The organism is Paracoccus kondratievae, from assembly GCF_009301415.1.
Taxonomy (GTDB): Bacteria; Pseudomonadota; Alphaproteobacteria; order Rhodobacterales; family Rhodobacteraceae; genus Paracoccus; species Paracoccus kondratievae.
In genome coordinates, this window is the sequence record NZ_CP045072.1 from 701,809 (window position 1) to 720,845 (window position 19,037).

Here is a 19,037-nt window from a genome sequence, read left to right on the forward strand (position 1 = left end):
CCCATGGCGGCACTTGTTCCAGCCCCGCGCGCGGACCTATACATTTGCGAAAGGACCCGTTCGCGAGGAGAAGCGCAGCGATGCAATCCGACAACCCAACTGCCGCAATCCTCGTCATCGGGGATGAAATCCTGTCCGGCCGCACGCGTGAGGGCAATGCCCATTACCTGTCGCAGGTTCTTAACAGCATCGGAATCGACCTGCGCGAAGTCCGTATCGTCGGCGATGACCACGATCATATCGTCGCGGCGATCAGGTCCCTGGACAAGTCGCTGGGCGGTGCCTGGGACATGCTGTTCACCAGCGGCGGTATTGGCCCGACCCATGACGACATCACCGCCGATGCCGTGGCTGCGGCCTTTGGCGTCGGGATCGAAATCAACGAAGAAGCGCGCCGCGTCATGGTCGAGCGCTGGGAAGCGCGCGGCGTCGAGGTCACCGGCAACCGGCTGCGCATGGCGCGCATTCCGCTGGGGGCCGAGCTGATTCCGAACTCGTGGTCAGCAGCACCGGGTTTCCATATCGGCAACACCTATGTCATGGCCGGTGTACCCGAGGTTTTTCGCGCCATGGTCGAGGCGATCGTGCCCGGATTGCCGACCGGGCGCCCCTCGATCAGTGAGGCGCTGGAGGTTCTGCGTCCCGAATCCGATGTCGCCGACGATCTGCGCGAAGTGGCCGAGGTATTCCCGGATCTGTCCCTTGGCTCTTATCCTTTCCAGAGGGGGCAACGTTATGGAACCAATCTTGTCATTCGTGGAATAGATGAACGGCGCGTGACCGATGCCATGACGGCGCTGCGCGAAAGGCTGGCTCTGTGATCGCTGACCCCGATATCGCCCGCGCCTTTGAGACGACATGGCCCGCCGCCGAATATATGCGTGTTGGCGGTTTTGAGGTCGGACGCGGCAAGGGCGGCGGCGGACGGGTCAGCTCTGTCCGTGCGGTCGAACATGACTGGGACGCGGGCGACATTGCCCGCACCGAGGCTGTGCAGCGTGGTTGGGGCGAACGACCGATGTTTCGCGTTGCCGATGACGATACCGCTTTGGCCGAGGTTTTGGCAGGGCAGGGGTATCGACACGGTACACCTACCGCGATCCTTGCCGCCGATTGTGCAACGCTGCTTGCCGAGCCGATTCCGCCGATGCTGGCCTTTCCGCTATGGCCGCCGCTTGCCATGCAACGCGATATCTGGAGTGCGGGCAATATCTCTGCGGCGCGGCAGGAGGTGATGCAGCGCGTTGACCTGCCCAAGACCGCGCTTTTGGGCCGGATGCAGGACCGTGCGGCGGGCGCGGCTTTTGTGGCGCTGGACGGGCCGGTTGCGATGATACACGCAATCGAGGTGGTCCCTGCACTGCGCCGGCAGGGCATGGCAGGCTGGTTGATCCGTGCTGCGGCGGAATGGGCGCAGGAAGGCGGCGCCCACCGGCTGGCGCTGGCAGTCAGCCGCGCCAATACGGCCGCGAGGGCGGCCTATGATCGGCTTGGCTTTGCTGAACTGGGTGGCTACGGTTATTGGAGCAAAGACTGAAGGGCCTGGGCCCACCCCGTCAGCCGTCAGCCGTCAGCCGTCAGCCGTCGGCTGCAAGGCGGCGCAGCTCTTTCTTGACAAGCTCCAGCTCGCTGCGCAGCAGGCTCAGTTCGGCGCGCAGGTCGTTTTGCAGCAGCTCGCCTGCAACCAGCGTCAGGCTGCCAAGCTGCCGGGCGTCGGGCCGGGGCGGTTCGCCCTCGGCACCCTGATCCTCGACCAGCAGAAAACTTTGCACCCCGTCCGACAGCCGGCCGGTCGGGATGCCGACCGCGACATGCCAGTGCCCCTTGGCCTCGGGCTTGATCTGCGCCTCTGCCACCCGGCAGCCCATATGGACAAGCACCAGCCGTCCCGGCCGTTCGTCACGGCGGATCACGCCTTGCCAGATGCCGCCCTTCAACTCATGGGATTCAAAGTCGCTCATAGAGATGCCTTTACTCAGAACTCGGCCCGCAGGTGGCGGGAAAGGAACAATTCACGGATATCTACTGCATTCATACGGGGGGATTCAAAGATCAGATCCAGCCAGATCTTTTCCAGCCGCTTTTCGTTCATGGGCGTGTAGGCAAGGTCGAATTCGATCACCTGCTGACCGAACTGACCGGGCTGCAAACCGCCAACATGCAGCGTCATGTCATCGGTGTTCGGCCCATGGCCGATGTTGAGGCGGGCATAGATGTTCAGCGGACGCTCGACCCGGATGCTGGTTTCAAGCCGCACGACATGGCCGCGGGTCAGGCCCAGCAAGGCCGCGGTCGGCAGGTCGACAGACATCGACAGGAAACTGCCCGCAAAGCCAAACACCTCCAGCCGGACGCCAAAGGGCGACAGGTCGCTGGCACCGGTGTTGGCTATCTGTTCAATGATCAGTGCTTTTTCCGGGCAATCGTGCCATACCGCCACGCCTTCGCCCAGCTGGGCGCCGTTTTCGGGCTCGGCCACACCATGGGGCGAAACCGGGGCAGCCATGAATTCAGGCCGCCAGCGCCAGTCGGTGCCGCCGGGCAGGTGCAGCGCGTCAAGTGCCGCGCGCGACCTTGCCGCGCGTTCATCAGCCCGGATCAGAAAACGGTCGAGGCGGCTTCGCAAGGCTATCGCATCGTCGCGCAGATGCCGCAAACTGGCTGAGCTGAGCGTGCCTACCCCGTTACCCAGACGGGTCCATTGTTGAAGTGCCCGCTCGCGGACCCTGCGTTCCAACCATTTGTCTGGACGTATTGCCATACTGGTTCCTGTCACTGATCCATTTTTACATGGGTTTCAGCCGCCATGCCCTTAGGGGCGGTGACTGCGCAATCACGTCGTGCTCTGCCATCCTTCCATCGCGCAGTACCTGCACATGCGGCATTGCCCAGGGTAAGACAGCTCGACGTGAACGGCTTGTTGATGCGGAGGATTTTCAATGGCGTTGTCCCTAGGCTTGGCTCTGGATAGGGCCGGTGAGCCGCTGCGGCAAGGGGCCTTTCAGGGTTTAGCGCGTCGCAGCGTCCAGTCGGGCGGCCATGATCAGGTCATTCCGGGTCACGCCCCCTGCTGAATGGGTCGAATAGGTGATCCGGGCAAAGCCCCAGCCAAAGGCGATATCGGGATGGTGCCCGGCCGCCTCGGCCTGCCATGCGGCCAGATTGGCGAGCTGTGCGGCTTGTTTGAAGTTCCTGAAGCGCCATTCCCGGTGGATGGCCTTGCCGTCTTGGGCCAGTTGCCAATCGGGCAGGGCGGCTATCGCCTTGTCCAGCTCATCGGGGGTTAGCGCCGGGGCGCCATCTACGATCCTGCCCTTGTCCAGTCCGGTCATCAAAGCCTCCGTCACAGGATCGGCGCGGCCAGCGCGAGAAGGTTGTTGCGCAGTCGTCTCCAGACCGACCAGCTGCGAATCTCGTCAAGTTCCAGCGGACGCGAACGGTCAATATAGCCGTCCTGACGCTCGTCCAGCCGTTCGGTGATGTCGCCGCCCAGAAACAGCATGTTCATCTCGTAATTCAGCTCAAAGCTGCGGCGGTCCATATTGGCACTGCCAAGCATCACCATGCGACCATCGGCGGTGATGATCTTGGAATGCAAAAGACCGCCCTGAAACAACCGCAGCTTTACCCCGGCTGAGACGAGCCCATAGTAAAAGCCCTCGGAAGTTGCCTGCACGACCAGCGAATCATTACGCTCGGGCAGGATCACCGTCACGTCGACGCCCCGCCGTGCCGCCATGCGGATCGCCGAATCAAGCGAGCTGTCGGGCACATAATAGGGGGTGGTGATGACCAGCCGTTCACGCGCGGCATGGATCATCGTCACCATGCAATCCGATAGCGAACCGCGCCGCTCATCAGGACCGGTGGCGACGACCTGCGCCACCTCGCCCGGGGCGGTGACCGGACGGGTCATGCGTAACATCTCGCCCAGATCCTCGCCCGTATAGCTCATCCAGTCCTGTAAGAAGACCGCCTGCATCTGGCGCACCACTGGACCTTCGATGGCCAGAAAGACGTCGATCCAGGGTGCGTAACGCGGCTTGATGGCAAAGGCGCGGTCGGCGCAGTTCCGGCTGCCGGTAAAGCCAAGGATGTGGTCGATCACCACGATCTTGCGGTGATTACGCAGATCCATGCGCTGAAACAGCATCCCGATTACCGGGATCCTCAGCGGCAGGGCGATAACGCATTCAACACCCGCCTCTTTCATTCGTGCCCATGCCTCTGAGCGGCTGAAGGCGCGCGAGCCGAAAGCGTCGATGATCGCGCGTACCTTGACGCCACGCTGGGCGGCACGGATCGCGGCCTCGGCCACCTGACGGCCCGAAGGATCGTCAAGCCAGATATAGAACAGCATGTGGACGTGATCGTTTGCCCCGTCGATCGCCTCGACAAGGGCCGAGATGGCGCTGTCATCCTCGGGCAAAAGGGCGGCGCGGTTGCCGGCGACGGCGGCAAAACCGGTCGTGGCCCGATTCGCCTTGATGACCGGCGCGGCAAAATCGGGCAGGGTTTTCAGCTCTTCGGGGCTTGGCTGCCACAGGCCGGAAAGATGCGAGCGGACGTTCGCCATCGTCTCGGCCTCGGCGCCGCGAATGCGAATCTCGCCAAAAAGCAGATAGGCCAGAATGCCGATCAGCGGCACCAGTTCGATCACCAAAAGCCATGACAGACGGACTGTCGGCTCAAGCTGGGGTCGCAGCAGCACGCGGACCGAGACGGTCAGCGCAGCTACGTAATGCATGAACACAAGGGCTTCAGTCCACATGACTGCATCAAAGCCCGGACAGGCCGGAATTGCAATTCGGCACCGCTTTGCCTATCTGACGGCCTTGAACGCAGCGCAGGGGGCCCGCCGATGAACTGGATTACCAATTATGTCCGTCCGCGCATCAATTCGCTGTTCTCGCGGCGCGAGGTGCCCGAGAATTTGTGGACGAAATGCCCGGAATGCGGAACCATGCTGTTCCACCGTGAATTGGCGGACAACCTGAATGTCTGCACCAATTGCGATCACCACCTGGCGATCAGTCCGCGCCGGCGCTTTGCCGCGCTGTTTGACGGCGGTGTCTTTAATGAGGTCAAGGTGCCCGAGCCGATCACCGATCCGCTGGGGTTTCGCGACCAGAAGAAATATCCCGACCGCATGAAGGCTGCCCAGAAAAGCACGGGCGAGAAAGAGGCGATGCTGGTCGCCGAGGGCGAGATGGGCCGCACCCCCATTGTCGCCGCCGCACAGGACTTTTCCTTTATGGGCGGCTCAATGGGCATGTATGTCGGCAACGCGATCATTGCGGCGGCCGAGCGCGCGGTAAAGCTCAAACGTCCCCTGGTTCTTTTCTCGGCCGCTGGTGGCGCGCGGATGCAAGAGGGAATTCTTAGCCTGATGCAGATGCCGCGCACCACGGTTGCAGTGCAGATGCTGAAAGAGGCGGGGTTGCCCTATATCGTCGTCCTGACCCATCCGACGACCGGCGGCGTCACTGCATCTTATGCGATGCTGGGTGATATCCAGATTGCCGAGCCGAACGCCCTGATCTGTTTTGCCGGCCCGCGCGTGATCGAGCAGACCATCCGCGAAAAGTTGCCCGAAGGCTTTCAGCGCGCCGAATATCTGCTTGAGCACGGGATGCTGGACCGCGTCACCCACCGCAAGAAGCTGCGCGAAGAGCTGATCTCGATCCTGCGCATGCTGGGCGGGTTGCCCGCTCCTGTCGCGGCGGATCTGCCTGCGCCGGGCAATCTTTCGGCTGATCAGGACCAGCCCGCCGGGGCTGACGAGCAGTCCGCTTAAGCGATGGCCAGATCGCGATGATCTCGTCCGACGCTATCCTCGCGCGGCTTATGCAGCTGCATCCCAAGGTCATCGACCTGTCGCTGGACCGGATGCACCGCATCCTTGGCGCTTTGGGCAACCCCGAGCGCCGCATCCCGCCCGCGATCCATATTGCCGGGACCAATGGTAAAGGCTCGACTCAGGCAATGATCCGCGCCGGGCTGGAGTCCGCTGGCAAGCGTGTACATGCCTATACCTCGCCGCATCTGGCGCAGTTTCATGAGCGCATCCGCCTTGCCGGTTCGCTGATCTCTGAGGCGGATCTGGCCGCGACGCTTGAGGAATGCGAGGCCGCGAACGGCGGTGAGCCGATCACCTTTTTCGAAATCACCACAGCGGCTGCCTTTCTTGCCTTTTCGCGCGTGCCTGCTGATTATTCGCTGCTGGAGGTCGGGCTTGGCGGTCGGCTGGATGCAACCAATGTGATCGAGAACCCGGCGCTGACGGTGATTACTCCGGTCAGTATCGACCACACCCAGTATCTGGGCGAGACGCTGGCCGATATCACCGGCGAAAAGGCTGGTATTCTCAAGCGCCGCGTGCCTTGCATCGTTGCGCCGCAGGACCCGGCTGCCCGCGAGGTGATCGAGCAAAAAGCCGAGCGCCTGTCCGCCCCCCTGCGCATCGGCCGTCAGGACTGGGAAAGCCGGCGCGAGGGGACGAGCCTGATCTATCAGGACGATCATGGGCTGATGGATCTGCCCTTGCCGAACCTGCCCGGGCCGCATCAGATCGTGAACGCTGGCACGGCGATTGCTGCGCTGCGCGAGCTTGGTTTTGGCCGTATCGAAGCCCGCGCCGCCGTGACCGAGGCCGAATGGCCGGCCCGCATGCAGCGCCTGCAGTACGGCCCGTTGATCGAGGCGGCGGGCTCGTGCGAGCTTTGGCTTGACGGTGGCCATAACCCGGCGGGCGGAGAGGCCGTGGCCGCGACCCTTGCCGCAATGTCGCGCAAGCCGACGCATCTGATCTGCGGGATGCTGAACACCAAGGATGTCGCAGGCTATATGCGCCCGCTTGCTGGTGTGGCGCAAAGCCTGACCGCCGTGACTATCCCGGGTGAGCCGAACACGCTGTCCGCAGAAGAAACCGCCGTGGCCGCTGCCTCGGTCGGTCTTTCGGCCGCGACCGCAGCGGATACGCTGACGGCGGTACAGCGGCTGGCGGTGGACCAGCCGGGTGCGCGTATCCTGATCTGCGGCTCGCTTTACCTTGCGGGGCAGGTGCTGCGCGAGAACGGCTAGGCGCGCCGCCCCCAATCGGCGTCGCGCATCTCGCGCAGGCGGCTTGCAGTACGCTCGAACTCAAAGGCACCTTCTCCCTCGGCGTAAAGCCGTTCGGGTTCGTCGGCTGCGCTGGCAATCAGCCGCACCCGGGCTTCGTACAGCGCGTCGATCAATGTGACAAAGCGCTTGGCCTCGTTATAGTTCGACTGCGACAGGCGCGGGATCGCGTCGATGAAAAGCAGATCCAGCGCCTCGGCGATGGCAAGGTAATCGCCCGGACCCAGCGGCTTGCCGCAAAGATCCCAGAAACTTGCGCGCGCCATGCGGCCGGTATGCTCGGGCAGTTCGACTTTGCGTCCCTTGACTTCAAGGATCAGCGGAGAGCTTGCCGCGCCACCGATCTCGGCCTGCCACAGCGCGTCCATCTGTTCGTGGGCTTCGGCATCGGCGGGGATGAACCAGACCTGCCCGCCCTCATCACGGTTCTGGCGGTGATCGGTGGCGCTGGCCAGCTCGACTACGTCAAGCCGATCGCGGATCAGCCCGATGAAGGGCAGGAAAAGCTGACGGTTCAGCCCGTTCTTGTACAGATCCTCGGGCACCCGGTTCGATGTTGTGACGACCGTGACCCCTTTGTCAAAAAGCACCTGAAACAGCCGCCCGACGATCATCGCATCCGCGATATCGGTGATCTGCATCTCATCAAAACAAAGCAGCTGCGCGCTTTTCGCGACTTTCTCGGCTACCGGGCGAACGGTGTCCTGCTGTCCGGTTTTTCGCACCTCTTCCAGTGCTGCCTGGATCTCTTGCATGAATTCGTGAAAGTGCACCCGGCGTTTGGCCGTCAGGGGCGCGGCTTCCATAACCAGATCCATCAGCATGGACTTGCCGCGCCCAACCCCACCCCAAAGGTAAACCCCTTTGACCTGGCGGGCAGGCGCGGGGGGCGCGCTGCGCAACCGGGCAAACCAGCCGGTCTTGTGGGTGATGGGTTGTGGCGACTGGCCCAGTTCACGCACGACGCGGTCCAGCATCGGCAGAACGCCACGCTGGGCAGAGTCCGGTTCCAGTTGCCCCGCTGTAACGCGGGCCTCGTAAAGTTCGGATACGCTTACCATATCCGCCCCCTGCCAAAGAAAGGACCGGCCCGCAAGGGCCGGTTCCGGATTTCCTGTGAATTTTTCTAAGGTTCAGCGACCGCGGCGCTGGAAGGCGCCGCGCGGATCGGGTCCACCGCGGCCCAGCCAGTTCTGCGTGACCAATGCGATGTGGTTCACGATCTGCACGCGCTGTGTCTGGCCCCTGGCGTCTGCTGCATCGCCTGCCTGTCCGACAAGCGCGGGCAGTTCGGCCTTGATCGGCTGAGGCTCGGTCAAAGCGGCCCCGGTGCGGGCGTCAAAGACCTGAACGGTGTAGTGGATGTTATGCACGCCCGAGCTTTGCAGGTTCTCGCGCACCACCGGAGTGATGGCGTGGAACTGGCTTAGCGTTGCGACGATGCGGACCCGGTTCTTGCCGCGCAGGCCTGACGCACCCTTTTCGATACCTTCCTTGACGATGGCCGCGACCTGCGCGCGACGGTCTCCGGCCGGTTCCCCATGCCAGACGATATCGAAATCGGGGACATAGGTGTTCTGCTCGCTGGTGGTCAGGGTCTCGGGCACGGCGACCTCGACCGAGGCCACACGCCAGTTCGCGGTCTGAGCCGGATCTAGCTGTTCATAGGCGGTTTCCCAGGTGGTGGCGCAACCGGCAAGGCCGAACGCCAGACCCAGCGCCAGAATGGCGGGTTTCAACATGGGTGATCCTCATTGAGACGTGATTGATGAATCGCGGGTCGCATGCGCCAGCCTCCAGACATTGCGTCAAGGCCCTTTGGCATGACCCTGATCATACAATCAGTACGGATCAGAAAAGCGCCTCCCACAAAGGGCACCGCTTGCGCCGCCCTTTGGCCGGGGAAATTATTCCACGGCCTTCGTCAAGGATAATCCTGTATTTCCAGTACGCAAGCGATTCCTGCATGACTCGGAAAGGGGTCCTGCGCACCCTGCCTGGCAGTCAGTGTAGTCTTTCTTAGACGATGGACTGGTTGCGTGTCTCGGCCCGGATAAAAAGCGTGCCGATGGCCGCAAGCAGCAGCAGCGCAGCAAAGATGCCGATGGCGGTGCCAAAGTCGCGCACTGCAACATAACTCATGAGCGACGGCGCCAGGAGCCCGCCCACCCGGGCCACCGCGCTGGCAGTGCCCATGCCGGTGCCGCGCAGGCCGGTCGGATAAAGCTCGGGGGTATAGGCGTAAAGCGCACCCCATGTGCCAAGCAGCGCAAAGCTCATCAGCAGCAGCGACACCGCGACCAGCCACGGGTTCCCCGCAACGGTGAACAGCAGGCAGCCCGCCGCGCTGAGCAGCAGGAATATCTGCAAGGTCGGCTTTCTGCCCCAGCTTTCGACGCCGTGCGCCGCCAGCGCGTAACCCGGCAGCTGCGCCAGCGCCATCAGCACCAGAAAGCCGTAGCCACGCACAAAGCCAAAGCCGCCCTTGGCAAGCTCTGCCGGCAGCCAGACAAACACCCCGTAATAGGAGAGCGACACCAGAAACCACGCCGCAAAGATCCCAAGGCTGCGGTTGCGCAATTCGGGCCCAAAGAGCCGGGCCTCGACAGGGGCGGCGGCTGGTACGACAAGGCGGGTGTCAGAGGGCAGGGCGCGCGCGCCATTCGCGCTCAGGACCCGGTTTACGACATCACGCGCCGCGATTTCGTCACCTTTGCGCAGCAGATACATAGGTGATTCCGGCACCCAGAGACGCAGCCAGATGCCGATCAGCGCCGGCAGGGCAGCGACGGCAAATATCCAGCGCCAGGGTTCGGCTGCGCCCGCCAGATGTGCGACCCATGCCGCCAGCGCGATGATGATGGTACCCACGGCCCAGAATCCTTCCAGCCAGACCAGCCAACGCCCCCGGTTCCGGGGCGGCAGGAACTCGGCCATCATCGCGTAATCGACGGGCAGGGTTCCCCCGACCGCCATGCCGGTCAGAAAGCGCAGCAGCATCAGCGACCAGAAATCGGGGGCAAAGACCGAGGCGAGGCCAAAGACCGCGTCGCATCCGACGGTCAGCAAAAGCACGTTGCGCCGCCCGATACGGTCCGCGATGCGCCCAAACAGCGTCGCACCCGCGAACATGCCCAGAAAGAACAGCGTACCCGTTTGCAGCGCCTGCGGCACGGTCAGGCCAAAGCTTGCCGCGATCGAGGCGACGGTAAAGCCGATGGCGATGACCTGCATAGCGTCAGCTGCCCAGACCAGCCCAAAAATCCCCAGCAGGCGTTGTTGAAAACGGCCCGCGCCGCCCTGGCTCAGAGCTTCGTCAAGGGTCAGGTTCATGACCGGCCTCCGCTATTTTCGATGGGAAAGTGTTGCGACATGGGCCGCGATGTCCATAGAAAAACGCCCTTGCGCGGGCGGTTTGGCGCAAGGTGATGCGTTTTGCTGACGCCCCGACAGAGAGCGGTCAGGCACCCTCTTCGGCGGTCATGCTGCGGTTCTGGCGCCACAGATCGGGGGTCGTGCCCTCGGCCTCACGAAAGACGCGGATCAGGTGCGACGCGTCGCAGAAGCCGGTTTCTTCGGCGATCCGGGTAACGGTGCGGTCGGTGCGCGCCAGCAGCATCCGCGCCTGTGCGAGCCGGATGCGGATCGAGGCATCGGCGGGCGGGATGCCTAGATCGGCGTTGAAATGCCGTTCCAGCTTTCGCCGCCCGACGCCCAGATCGCGGGCAATGCGGGCAATGGGCAGTGGGGCATGCAGGTTTTGCTGCATCGCCAGCAGAGCACGGCGAACAAGGGGGTCGTGGGCGTTCAGCTCCAGTGGCAGGCCGGGCTGAGGGCGGTCGCCCTCCATCGGTTCGTCGATCATCAGGATCGACAGTGCCTTGCGTGCTGCCGCGCGGCCAAGGTGACGGTCGACCAGAAAGGCCGCCAGATGCGCGGCGCTGACCCCGCCCGAGCAGGACAGCCGGTCGCGGTCCACGACAAAGATCTGATCCGAGACCGGGCGCATTTTTTCGAATTCGGCCAGAAAGTCCTGATGATGGAACCAGCTGACGCAGCAGCGATAGCCGTCCATCAGTCCGATGCGGGCCAAGGCAAAGACGCCTGTGCAAAGCCCGCCAAGCGCGACCCGTGCCGCAGCGGCGCGGCGCAGGAAGGTGACCTGTTCAGGCGACAGGCCGGGGCCTCCGTCGATAAGCCCGCCCACGGTGACGATATAGTCAAAGCGGGCCGGATCGCCCAACCGCTCATCAGGTTCGATGCGCATGCCGCACGAGGACTGCACCGGTGCCATGTCGGGCGACAGCACCCGCCAGCGGCAGCGGATCGGGCGCGAACCATCGCCGTCGTCTGCTGCCAGCCGCAGCACGTCCACGAAGGTTGCAAAGGCTGACAGCGTAAAGCGCGGCGTCAGCAGAAAGCCGATGCGCAGCCGGGGTTGGTTGGGATCAGGCGAAGAGGCATGTTCAGACATTGACGTGATTCACCAATAGATGACGTCGCAATCATGCCATATTTTATTTATTTAGGAAGAGCCGCCGCGCGACCAGGCGAAAGGCGGAAAAAGGACCGGCAGCCACGGGGTTGCCGGTCCGGGTTCGCGCTTACAGCGGATGATCGCCCGTGGCGTCGATCACGCGCGTGGGCAGCCCCAGCTCGCCCAGCAGTTCAAGGAAGGGACGGGCGGGCATGTCTTCGACGTTGACCATCTTTTTCACATCCCAGATGCCGCGCGCGACAAGGATGGCCGCCGCGACCGGCGGCACACCCGCCGTGTAGCTGATGCCCTGGCTGCCCACCTCGTTATAGGCGTCCTTGTGGTCGGCGACGTTGTAGATGAACACCTCGCCCGGCTTGCCGTTCAGCGTGCCCTTGACCAGATCGCCGATGCAGGTCTTGCCTTCGTAATCGGGCGCAAGGCTCGCCGGGTCGGGCAGCACGGCCTTGACCACTTTCAGTGGCACGACCTCAAGACCTTCGGCAGTTTTGACCGGCTGTTCGGATAGCAGTCCAAGGTTCTTCAGCACGGTGAAGACGTTGATGTAATGATCGCCAAAGCCCATCCAGAAGCGGACATCCGCCTGGGGATAACGCGCGGAAAGGCTGTGTACCTCGTCATGGCCTGACAGATAGGCGGTGCGCTTGCCGACCACCGGCAGATCCCATTCGCGGCCGACCTCGAACATCTTGTTCTGACGCCATTCGCCGCCCTGCCACGAATAGACCGTGCCAGTGAATTCGCGGAAGTTGATCTCGGGGTCAAAGTTCGTGGCGAAATAGCGGCCATGCGAACCGGCGTTGATGTCCACGATGTCGATCGAGTCGATCTTGTCGAAATATTCATCCTCGGCGAGGCGCGCATAGGCGTTGACCACACCCGGGTCAAAGCCCGCGCCCAGAATGGCGGTGACCCCGGCCTTTTCGCAATCTTCGCGGCGCTTCCATTCGTAGTTGGCATACCAAGGCGGCGTTTCGCAGATCTTGGCCGGGTCTTCGTGAATGGCGGTGTCGAGATAGGCTGCACCGGTCTCGATACAGCCCTGCAATACCGTCATGTTGATAAAGGCCGAGCCGACGTTGATGACGATTCCCGCGTCGATCTTGCGGATCAGATCGGCGACAGCCTTGCTGTCCATGGCGTCAAGTCCATGGGCGGTGAATTCGACCTCATGGCCCTTTTCACGAATGCTCGCGATGATCTTATCGGCCTTGGAAGGTGTTCGGCTGGCAATATGCAGCGTTCCGAATTCCTTGGCATTCTGCGCCACCTTATGCGCGACCACCTGGGCGACGCCGCCGGCGCCGATGATGAGCACGTTCTTGGCCAATTCAGTCTCCTTTTCGGGGCTGGGAAAGGGGATGGCTTGCGCCTGATCAGGACAGGCTGGCTTTGTAATCGTCGTAAGAGAACCGGCGAACCTCGCGGATCGTTCCGTTCTCGTCGCGAATGGCGATTGCGGGCATTGCGACGCCGTTGAACCAGTTCTTTTTAACCATGGTATAGCCGCCTGCGTCTGCGATGCTGATCCGATCGCCGACCTTCAGCGGCTCGGCAAAGCGGCCCTCGCCAAAGATATCGCCTGCAAGGCAGGTCTTGCCTGCGATCTGATAGACATGCGCGCCGTCCTGCGGCAGTTTCGCTGTTTCGCGGTAAATCAGCAGGTCGAGCATATGCGCCTCGATGCTGCTGTCCACGATGGCGACGTCCTTGCCGTTGTGGATCAGGTCAAGCACAGTCACCTCAAGCGAGGTCGAACGGGTGATGCTGGCCTCGCCCGGTTCAAGATAGACCTGCACGCCGAATCGCTGCGAAAAGGCCTTCAGCCGGTCGGCCAGCCGGTCCAGCGGATAGCCTTCGCCGGTAAAATGGATGCCGCCGCCAAGGCTGACCCAGTCAAGCTTTTCCAGGAAGGCGCCGAATTCGCTTTCGATCCGGCCAAGCTGGGCGTCAAAGAGGTCGAAATCGCCGTTTTCGCAATTATAGTGGATCATCACGCCGCTGATGCGGTCCAGCGCCTGTTCAAGCCGGCCAAGATCCCATTCTCCAAGGCGGGAAAAGGGGCGTGCCGGATCGGCCAGATCAAAGCCCGAGGTCGAAAAGCGCGGATTCAGCCGCAGCCCCATGGTGATGCCGCGTTCAGCCGCTTTGGCCCCAAAACGGTCAAGCTGGCCCAGGCTGTTAAAGATGATCTTGTCGGCGTAACCCAGCGCCTCGTCGATTTCGTGATCGGCCCAGGCGACTGAATAGGCATGGGTTTCCTTGCCGAATTCCTCATGGCCAAGCCGCAGCTCGAACAGGCTGGACGAGGTGGTGCCGTCCATGAACTCGCGCATAAAGTCGAAGGCCGACCAGGTTGCAAAGCATTTCAGCGCCAGCAGGCATTTCGCACCCGAGCGTTCACGCAGGCGCTGGACGCGCTCCATGTTCACGCGCAGCCGGGCGAGGTCGATCACGTAATAGGGGGTCTGCAGATCGGACATGGCGCTGGTCCTCTGGGTCTGGCGACCGTGAAAGCTGAAACGAAGGGCTCATTTAGGGCCACGCGCCGCATTTCGCAAGAAAGCGTGACGGCCGCGTGACGACAGATCAGCGCAATCGGACCGGCTGGCCGGTGCGCACCGATTCATCAGCCGTCAGACAGACGGCCAGCGACGAGACTGCGTCCTGCATGTGACGCGACAGATCCATGTCCTCGGCGATGGCGCGGGCCATGAAAGCGGCCTCGGCATCGCAAAGCTCTTGATGGCCCGGCTCTCCCTGCATCGAGATATCCTGATCAGGTTCGCCGACCCGGTGCAGGCGCAGGGTCGAGGTGCGGGTGTGGGTGTCGATATCGTCCGAACGCGCATCTTCGGGCATGCGGATGCTGACCGCGCCGCGCGGGCTGACCACATCTTTTACGAAAAATGCGGTATCGGACATCATCGGCCCCCAGCCGGCCTCATACCAGCCAAGCGAGCCGTCCTCGAACAGCACCTGGAAATGGCCATAGTTATACATGTCCGGCCCGATTTCGTCCGAGAGGCGGAGCCCCATGCCGCGGACCTCAACCGGCGCGGCATCGGTGATCTGGCACATGACATCGACATAATGCACGCCGCAATCAACGATGGGCGGTGTCGTGTGCATCAACGCCTTGTGCACCTGCCAGGTGGGACCCGAGCTTTGCTGGTTCAGGTTCAGGCGGAACACATAGGGGCCGCCAAGTGCCCGTGCCTCGGTGATCAGGCGCTGCCAGCTGGGATGGTGGCGCAGGATATATCCGACGACCAGTTTGCGCCCGGTTTCTTGCGCGCATTCGACGACGCGGCGGGCATCCTCGACCGTGGTGGCCAGCGGCTTTTCGACAAAGACATGCGCCCCGGCCCGCAGCGCGGCCAGCGCATATTCGGCATGGCTGTCGGAATAGGTGGCGACGACCACGACATCCGGCCGCAGGCGCCGCAGCGCTTCGTGATAATCCTGGCTTTGCGGAATGGCGGCCAGTTCCGGCGGCAGTTCGACCGGAGAGCGGTTGACGAGGCCGACGATCTCGGCCCCCGGCTGCTTCAGCCACGCAACCGCATGGCTGCGTCCCATATTGCCCAGACCTGCGACCAGAACCCGCATGGCTTAGTCGTCCACGATCGAGAGGATCTTGGGCAGGGCGGGGCAGGGCAAGAGCTGGTTGCGTGCCACATCCGCCAGCGTATGGTTGTGCAGGAACACATAGACATGTGCCGACAGGCTTTCCCACAGCCGGTTCGACAACGTCTGCGCCCGCGAGCCCGAGACGCCGCCCGACACGCCCGCCCCGACATGCAGCGCGCTGACGGTTTCGTCCACCGCTTCCAGCACATCGGCGACGCGGATGGTTTCAGGCGCTCGGGCCAGACGATAGCCGCCGCCGGGGCCGCGCACGGAATCGACCAGGCCCGCGCGGCGCAGGCGTACAAACAGCTGCTCAAGGTAGGGCAGCGAGATGTCCTGACGACGCGAGATTTCCGCCAGCGAGGTCAGATCATCGCCCTGGGCTGTGGCCAGGTCGACCAAGGCGACCATTGCATAACGCCCCTTGGTGGATAGTTTCATCTTGCATCTCCTCCTGGCGCAAACGGATTGACGAGGCGCTAACCAAAGGCTAATCGGCCACCGCCGTCTTTGAATGCGTCTTGCCTATGACGGGCGCGCTTCCCAGATTGACGATCTAGAGCCGCGCCGCCACAGGGTCAAGAAACCCGAGTTTCAAAGGAAGCCCATGCCTGAACTGATTTTCCCCGGTCCCGAAGGTCGTCTTGAGGGGCGCTATCACGCGCAACCCAATCCTGATGCCCCCATCGCCATCGTTCTGCACCCGCATCCGCAATATGGCGGGACGATGAACAACAGGGTTGTTTATAACCTTCACTATGCCTTCCATCGCATGGGCTTTACCGTCATGCGGTTCAACTTCCGCGGCGTCGGCCGCAGCCAGGGAGAATTCGATCAGGGCGTCGGCGAGCTGTCGGACGCGGCGGCCGCGCTGGATTATCTGCAGGCAATGAACCCGAACTCCAAGCACTGCTGGGTCGCGGGCTTCAGCTTTGGCGCCTGGATCGGCATGCAGCTGCTGATGCGCCGGCCCGAGATCACCGGCTTTATCTCGGTCGCGCCGCCCGCGAACATGTATGATTTTTCGTTCCTTGCGCCTTGTCCGTCCTCGGGGCTGATCATCAACGGTACTGTTGACCGCGTCGCTCCGCCCAAGGATGTTCACGCGCTGGTCGGCAAGCTGCGCGAGCAAAAGGGCATCACCATCACCCATGAGGAAATCGAGGGCGCGGACCACTTCTTCCGCGATGACGAAGTCCACATGAAGCCGATGATCGAGACGGTTCAGGCCTATGTCCGCCGCCGTCTGACTGAAACCACGCGCTGACACTTGCGGGGCCGGGCTGCTGGTCCCGGCCTTCGCCGCCACCGGAGGCTTTGCGCATGTCCGATCTGACCCGGCGTTTTGCCTTTCTGGTCGAGGCTGACCGCCTGAAATCGGTCGAGCGGGCGAATGTGCTGATGAACCTGTCGCGGCCCGAGAACAGCGCCGAGCACAGCTGGCATGTCGCGCTGTACGGGTTGGTCTTTGGCGCCTCGGATCGCGCCATCGCAATGCTTTTGCTGCATGATCTGGTCGAGATCGACACCGGCGACCATCCAATCCATCTGGCCCATGACGCTGCCGCCGTTCATGCCGCAGAAGACGCTGCGGCGCGCCGGCTTTTCGGCATGTTCCCGGGTGGCGAGGACGCACTGGCGCTGTGGCGTGAATTCGAGGCGGGCGAAAGTGCGGATGCCCGCATGGCCAAGCGGATGGATCATGTCCAGCCGCTGTTTCAGGTACTTTGCGCGCCTCGGCCCTTGCCCGATCACGTCACCATCGTTCGTGACAATATGGCTTCGGGTCGCGCCAAAAGGTTGTGGACCGAATGGCCCGAAGTGATGGCTGCGGCCGGGGCCATGCTGGCCGGGCAGACACCCGGGGGTGAGCTTGCCCAACGTCTGAATTTTCTGGCCGAGGCTGACCGGCTGAAATCGGTCCTGCGGGCCAGCCTGCTTTGCGATGCCTCGCGACGTGAAAACAGCGCCGAACATAGCTGGCACCTGGCACTTTATGCGCTGGTCATGGCGGCACATGCCGGGCCGGGGGTCGATATCGGCCGGGTGATCCGCATGCTTTTGCTGCATGATCTGGTCGAGATCGACACAGGCGACGTGCCAATCCACTCGCAAAACGGCCAGGCACATCACAGCGAGGCGCAGCTTGCTGCCGAAGAGGCGGCCGCCCGACGCATCTTTGGTCTTTTGCCCGAGGCTCAGGGGCGCGAGCTGCATGCCCTCTGGGCTGAGTTCGAGGCCAATGAGACCCCGGATGCGGTCTTTGCCAAATCGCTCGACCGGGCTCAGCCGGTGATGCAGAACATCGCGTCAGGTGGCGGGACCTGGGCTGAATACCGCGTGACCTATACCCAACTGGTCGAACGCGTGGGTCAGCGCATCGACCGCGGCGCGCCCGCGCTGTGGTCATGGCTGAGCGAAAGCGCGCGGGTCTATTTCGGGGTCTGAAACCTGTTCGCCCCGATCTGTATGCAATCGCATACCGGGCTTTCCTTTCGTCAGGAATGCGGCTATAGGGCTGCGAGCCGAATCCTAATCGAAGGGACCACCCATGTCGAAGATCAAGGTAGAGAACCCCGTCGTCGAGCTTGACGGCGACGAGATGACCCGGATCATCTGGGACTTCATCAAGAAGAAGCTGATCCTTCCCTATCTGGACATCGACCTGAAATATTACGACCTCGGCATCGAAGAGCGTGACCGTACCGAGGATCAGATCACTGTTGATGCGGCCGAGGCGATCAAGAAATACGGCGTTGGCGTGAAATGCGCCACCATCACGCCGGATGAGGCACGCGTTCAGGAATTCGGCCTGAAAAAGATGTGGAAATCGCCGAACGGCACTATCCGCAACATCCTGGGTGGGGTGATCTTCCGCGAACCGATCATCTGCCGCAACGTGCCGCGTCTGGTGCCCGGCTGGACCCAGCCCATCGTCGTCGGCCGTCACGCCTTTGGCGATCAGTACAAGGCGACCGACTTCCGCTTCCCGGGCAAGGGCAAGCTTACGATCAAATTCGTCGGCGATGACGGCGAGGTGATCGAGCATGAGGTTTATCAGGCGCCCGGCGCCGGCGTCGCCATGGCGATGTACAACCTTGACCAGTCGATCATCGACTTTGCCCGCGCCTCGATGAACTACGGTCTGAACCGTGGCTACCCGGTCTATCTGTCGACCAAGAACACCATCCTGAAAGCCTACGACGGCCGCTTCAAGGACCTGTTCCAAAAGGTCTATGAGGAAGAGTTTGAAGCCGAGTTCAAGAAAAAGGGCATCCATTACGAACACCGTCTGATCGACGACATGGTCGCCTCGGCGATGAAATGGTCGGGCGGTTATGTCTGGGCCTGCAAGAACTACGATGGTGACGTGCAGTCCGACACCGTCGCGCAAGGTTTCGGCAGCCTTGGCCTGATGACCTCGGTCCTGATGACCCCGGATGGGAAGATCGTGGAATCCGAAGCTGCTCATGGTACCGTGACCCGGCACTATCGCGAGCATCAGAAGGGTAACCAGACCTCGACCAACTCGATTGCTTCGATCTTTGCCTGGACCGGCGGTCTGAAGCATCGCGCCAAGCTCGACAACAACGAGGCGCTGATGAACTTTGCCAGGACGCTGGAGAAGGTTACCGTCCAGACCGTCGAGGATGGTTTCATGACCAAGGACCTCGCCCTGCTGGTCGGTCCGGACCAAAAATGGCTGACCACCATGGGTTACCTGGAAAAGGTCGACGAATATCTGAACAAGGCGCTGGCGGGCTGATCCGTCGGACATGGGGAA

The 19,037-nt window shown here is 62.5% G+C and carries 19 protein-coding genes; 7 read left to right on the forward strand and 12 right to left on the reverse strand.

Annotated features, from left to right (window positions below; translation table 11 throughout):
• Nucleotides 1-80: 80 nt before the first annotated feature.
• Nucleotides 81-821, forward strand: a complete 741-nt coding sequence (locus tag F8A10_RS03595) for a competence/damage-inducible protein A (protein WP_152366704.1) — start codon at nucleotides 81-83, stop codon at nucleotides 819-821.
• Nucleotides 818-1,537, forward strand: a complete 720-nt coding sequence (locus F8A10_RS03600; protein ID WP_010398131.1) for a GNAT family N-acetyltransferase — start codon at nucleotides 818-820, stop codon at nucleotides 1,535-1,537. The genes F8A10_RS03595 and F8A10_RS03600 overlap by 4 nt, the downstream gene beginning before the upstream one ends.
• Nucleotides 1,538-1,577: 40 nt before the next feature.
• On the opposite strand, the gene F8A10_RS03605 is transcribed toward F8A10_RS03600, so the two are convergent.
• From F8A10_RS03605 to cls, 4 genes are all read right to left on the reverse strand, one after another.
• Nucleotides 1,578-1,961 (reverse strand): hypothetical protein, encoded by a 384-nt coding sequence (locus tag F8A10_RS03605; RefSeq protein ID WP_010398134.1) that lies wholly within the window; start codon nucleotides 1,959-1,961, stop codon nucleotides 1,578-1,580.
• Between the two features lie 14 nt (nucleotides 1,962-1,975).
• Complete coding sequence (locus F8A10_RS03610) at nucleotides 1,976-2,761, reverse strand: DUF6478 family protein (protein WP_010398136.1); 786 nt, start codon at nucleotides 2,759-2,761, stop codon at nucleotides 1,976-1,978.
• A 247-nt stretch (nucleotides 2,762-3,008) separates the two neighbouring features.
• The gene (locus tag F8A10_RS03615) at nucleotides 3,009-3,332 is read right to left on the reverse strand and encodes a 4a-hydroxytetrahydrobiopterin dehydratase (protein ID WP_010398137.1); all 324 of its coding nucleotides are present in this window, start codon (nucleotides 3,330-3,332) and stop codon (nucleotides 3,009-3,011) included.
• Between the two features lie 11 nt (nucleotides 3,333-3,343).
• Complete coding sequence (cls, locus tag F8A10_RS03620) at nucleotides 3,344-4,747, reverse strand: cardiolipin synthase (RefSeq protein ID WP_240547510.1); 1,404 nt, start codon at nucleotides 4,745-4,747, stop codon at nucleotides 3,344-3,346.
• A 114-nt stretch (nucleotides 4,748-4,861) separates the two neighbouring features.
• Here cls and accD point away from each other — a divergent pair, with 114 nt between their 5' ends.
• Complete coding sequence (gene accD / locus F8A10_RS03625) at nucleotides 4,862-5,797, forward strand: acetyl-CoA carboxylase, carboxyltransferase subunit beta (protein WP_010398143.1); 936 nt, start codon at nucleotides 4,862-4,864, stop codon at nucleotides 5,795-5,797.
• Nucleotides 5,798-5,814: 17 nt separating this feature from the next.
• Nucleotides 5,815-7,083, forward strand: a complete 1,269-nt coding sequence (locus F8A10_RS03630; protein WP_152366705.1) for a bifunctional folylpolyglutamate synthase/dihydrofolate synthase — start codon at nucleotides 5,815-5,817, stop codon at nucleotides 7,081-7,083.
• On the opposite strand, the gene zapE is transcribed toward F8A10_RS03630, so the two are convergent.
• From zapE to F8A10_RS03670, 8 genes are all read right to left on the reverse strand, one after another.
• Nucleotides 7,080-8,183, reverse strand: a complete 1,104-nt coding sequence (zapE, locus tag F8A10_RS03635; protein ID WP_085501185.1) for a cell division protein ZapE — start codon at nucleotides 8,181-8,183, stop codon at nucleotides 7,080-7,082. The two genes, F8A10_RS03630 and zapE, sit on opposite strands and share 4 nt — an antisense overlap.
• Before the next feature lie 72 nt (nucleotides 8,184-8,255).
• The gene (locus F8A10_RS03640) at nucleotides 8,256-8,864 is read right to left on the reverse strand and encodes a DUF6778 family protein (protein WP_010398150.1); all 609 of its coding nucleotides are present in this window, start codon (nucleotides 8,862-8,864) and stop codon (nucleotides 8,256-8,258) included.
• Nucleotides 8,865-9,141: 277 nt separating this feature from the next.
• Nucleotides 9,142-10,455, reverse strand: a complete 1,314-nt coding sequence (locus tag F8A10_RS03645) for an MFS transporter (protein WP_152366706.1) — start codon at nucleotides 10,453-10,455, stop codon at nucleotides 9,142-9,144.
• Nucleotides 10,456-10,582: 127 nt separating this feature from the next.
• A complete protein-coding gene (locus F8A10_RS03650; protein ID WP_152366707.1) occupies nucleotides 10,583-11,596 on the reverse strand; it encodes a GlxA family transcriptional regulator in 1,014 nt (337 codons plus the stop codon).
• A gap of 130 nt (nucleotides 11,597-11,726) precedes the next feature.
• The gene (locus tag F8A10_RS03655; protein ID WP_085501182.1) at nucleotides 11,727-12,950 is read right to left on the reverse strand and encodes a saccharopine dehydrogenase family protein; all 1,224 of its coding nucleotides are present in this window, start codon (nucleotides 12,948-12,950) and stop codon (nucleotides 11,727-11,729) included.
• A 46-nt stretch (nucleotides 12,951-12,996) separates the two neighbouring features.
• Nucleotides 12,997-14,103 (reverse strand): carboxynorspermidine decarboxylase, encoded by a 1,107-nt coding sequence (gene nspC / locus F8A10_RS03660; RefSeq protein WP_010398156.1) that lies wholly within the window; start codon nucleotides 14,101-14,103, stop codon nucleotides 12,997-12,999.
• A gap of 106 nt (nucleotides 14,104-14,209) precedes the next feature.
• A complete protein-coding gene (locus tag F8A10_RS03665; protein ID WP_152366708.1) occupies nucleotides 14,210-15,232 on the reverse strand; it encodes a Gfo/Idh/MocA family protein in 1,023 nt (340 codons plus the stop codon).
• Between the two features lie 3 nt (nucleotides 15,233-15,235).
• Entirely contained in the window at nucleotides 15,236-15,694 is a 459-nt protein-coding gene (locus F8A10_RS03670) for a Fe-S cluster assembly transcriptional regulator IscR (RefSeq protein WP_010398162.1), read from the reverse strand.
• 166 nt (nucleotides 15,695-15,860) lie between these two features.
• Here F8A10_RS03670 and F8A10_RS03675 point away from each other — a divergent pair, with 166 nt between their 5' ends.
• The 3 genes from F8A10_RS03675 (at nucleotide 15,861) to F8A10_RS03685 (ending at nucleotide 19,019) form a co-directional block, all read left to right on the forward strand.
• Complete coding sequence (locus tag F8A10_RS03675) at nucleotides 15,861-16,520, forward strand: alpha/beta hydrolase (protein ID WP_010398164.1); 660 nt, start codon at nucleotides 15,861-15,863, stop codon at nucleotides 16,518-16,520.
• Between the two features lie 56 nt (nucleotides 16,521-16,576).
• A complete protein-coding gene (locus tag F8A10_RS03680; RefSeq protein ID WP_152366709.1) occupies nucleotides 16,577-17,701 on the forward strand; it encodes an HD domain-containing protein in 1,125 nt (374 codons plus the stop codon).
• A gap of 103 nt (nucleotides 17,702-17,804) precedes the next feature.
• Nucleotides 17,805-19,019, forward strand: a complete 1,215-nt coding sequence (locus F8A10_RS03685; RefSeq protein WP_010398169.1) for an NADP-dependent isocitrate dehydrogenase — start codon at nucleotides 17,805-17,807, stop codon at nucleotides 19,017-19,019.
• Nucleotides 19,020-19,037 lie beyond the last annotated feature (18 nt).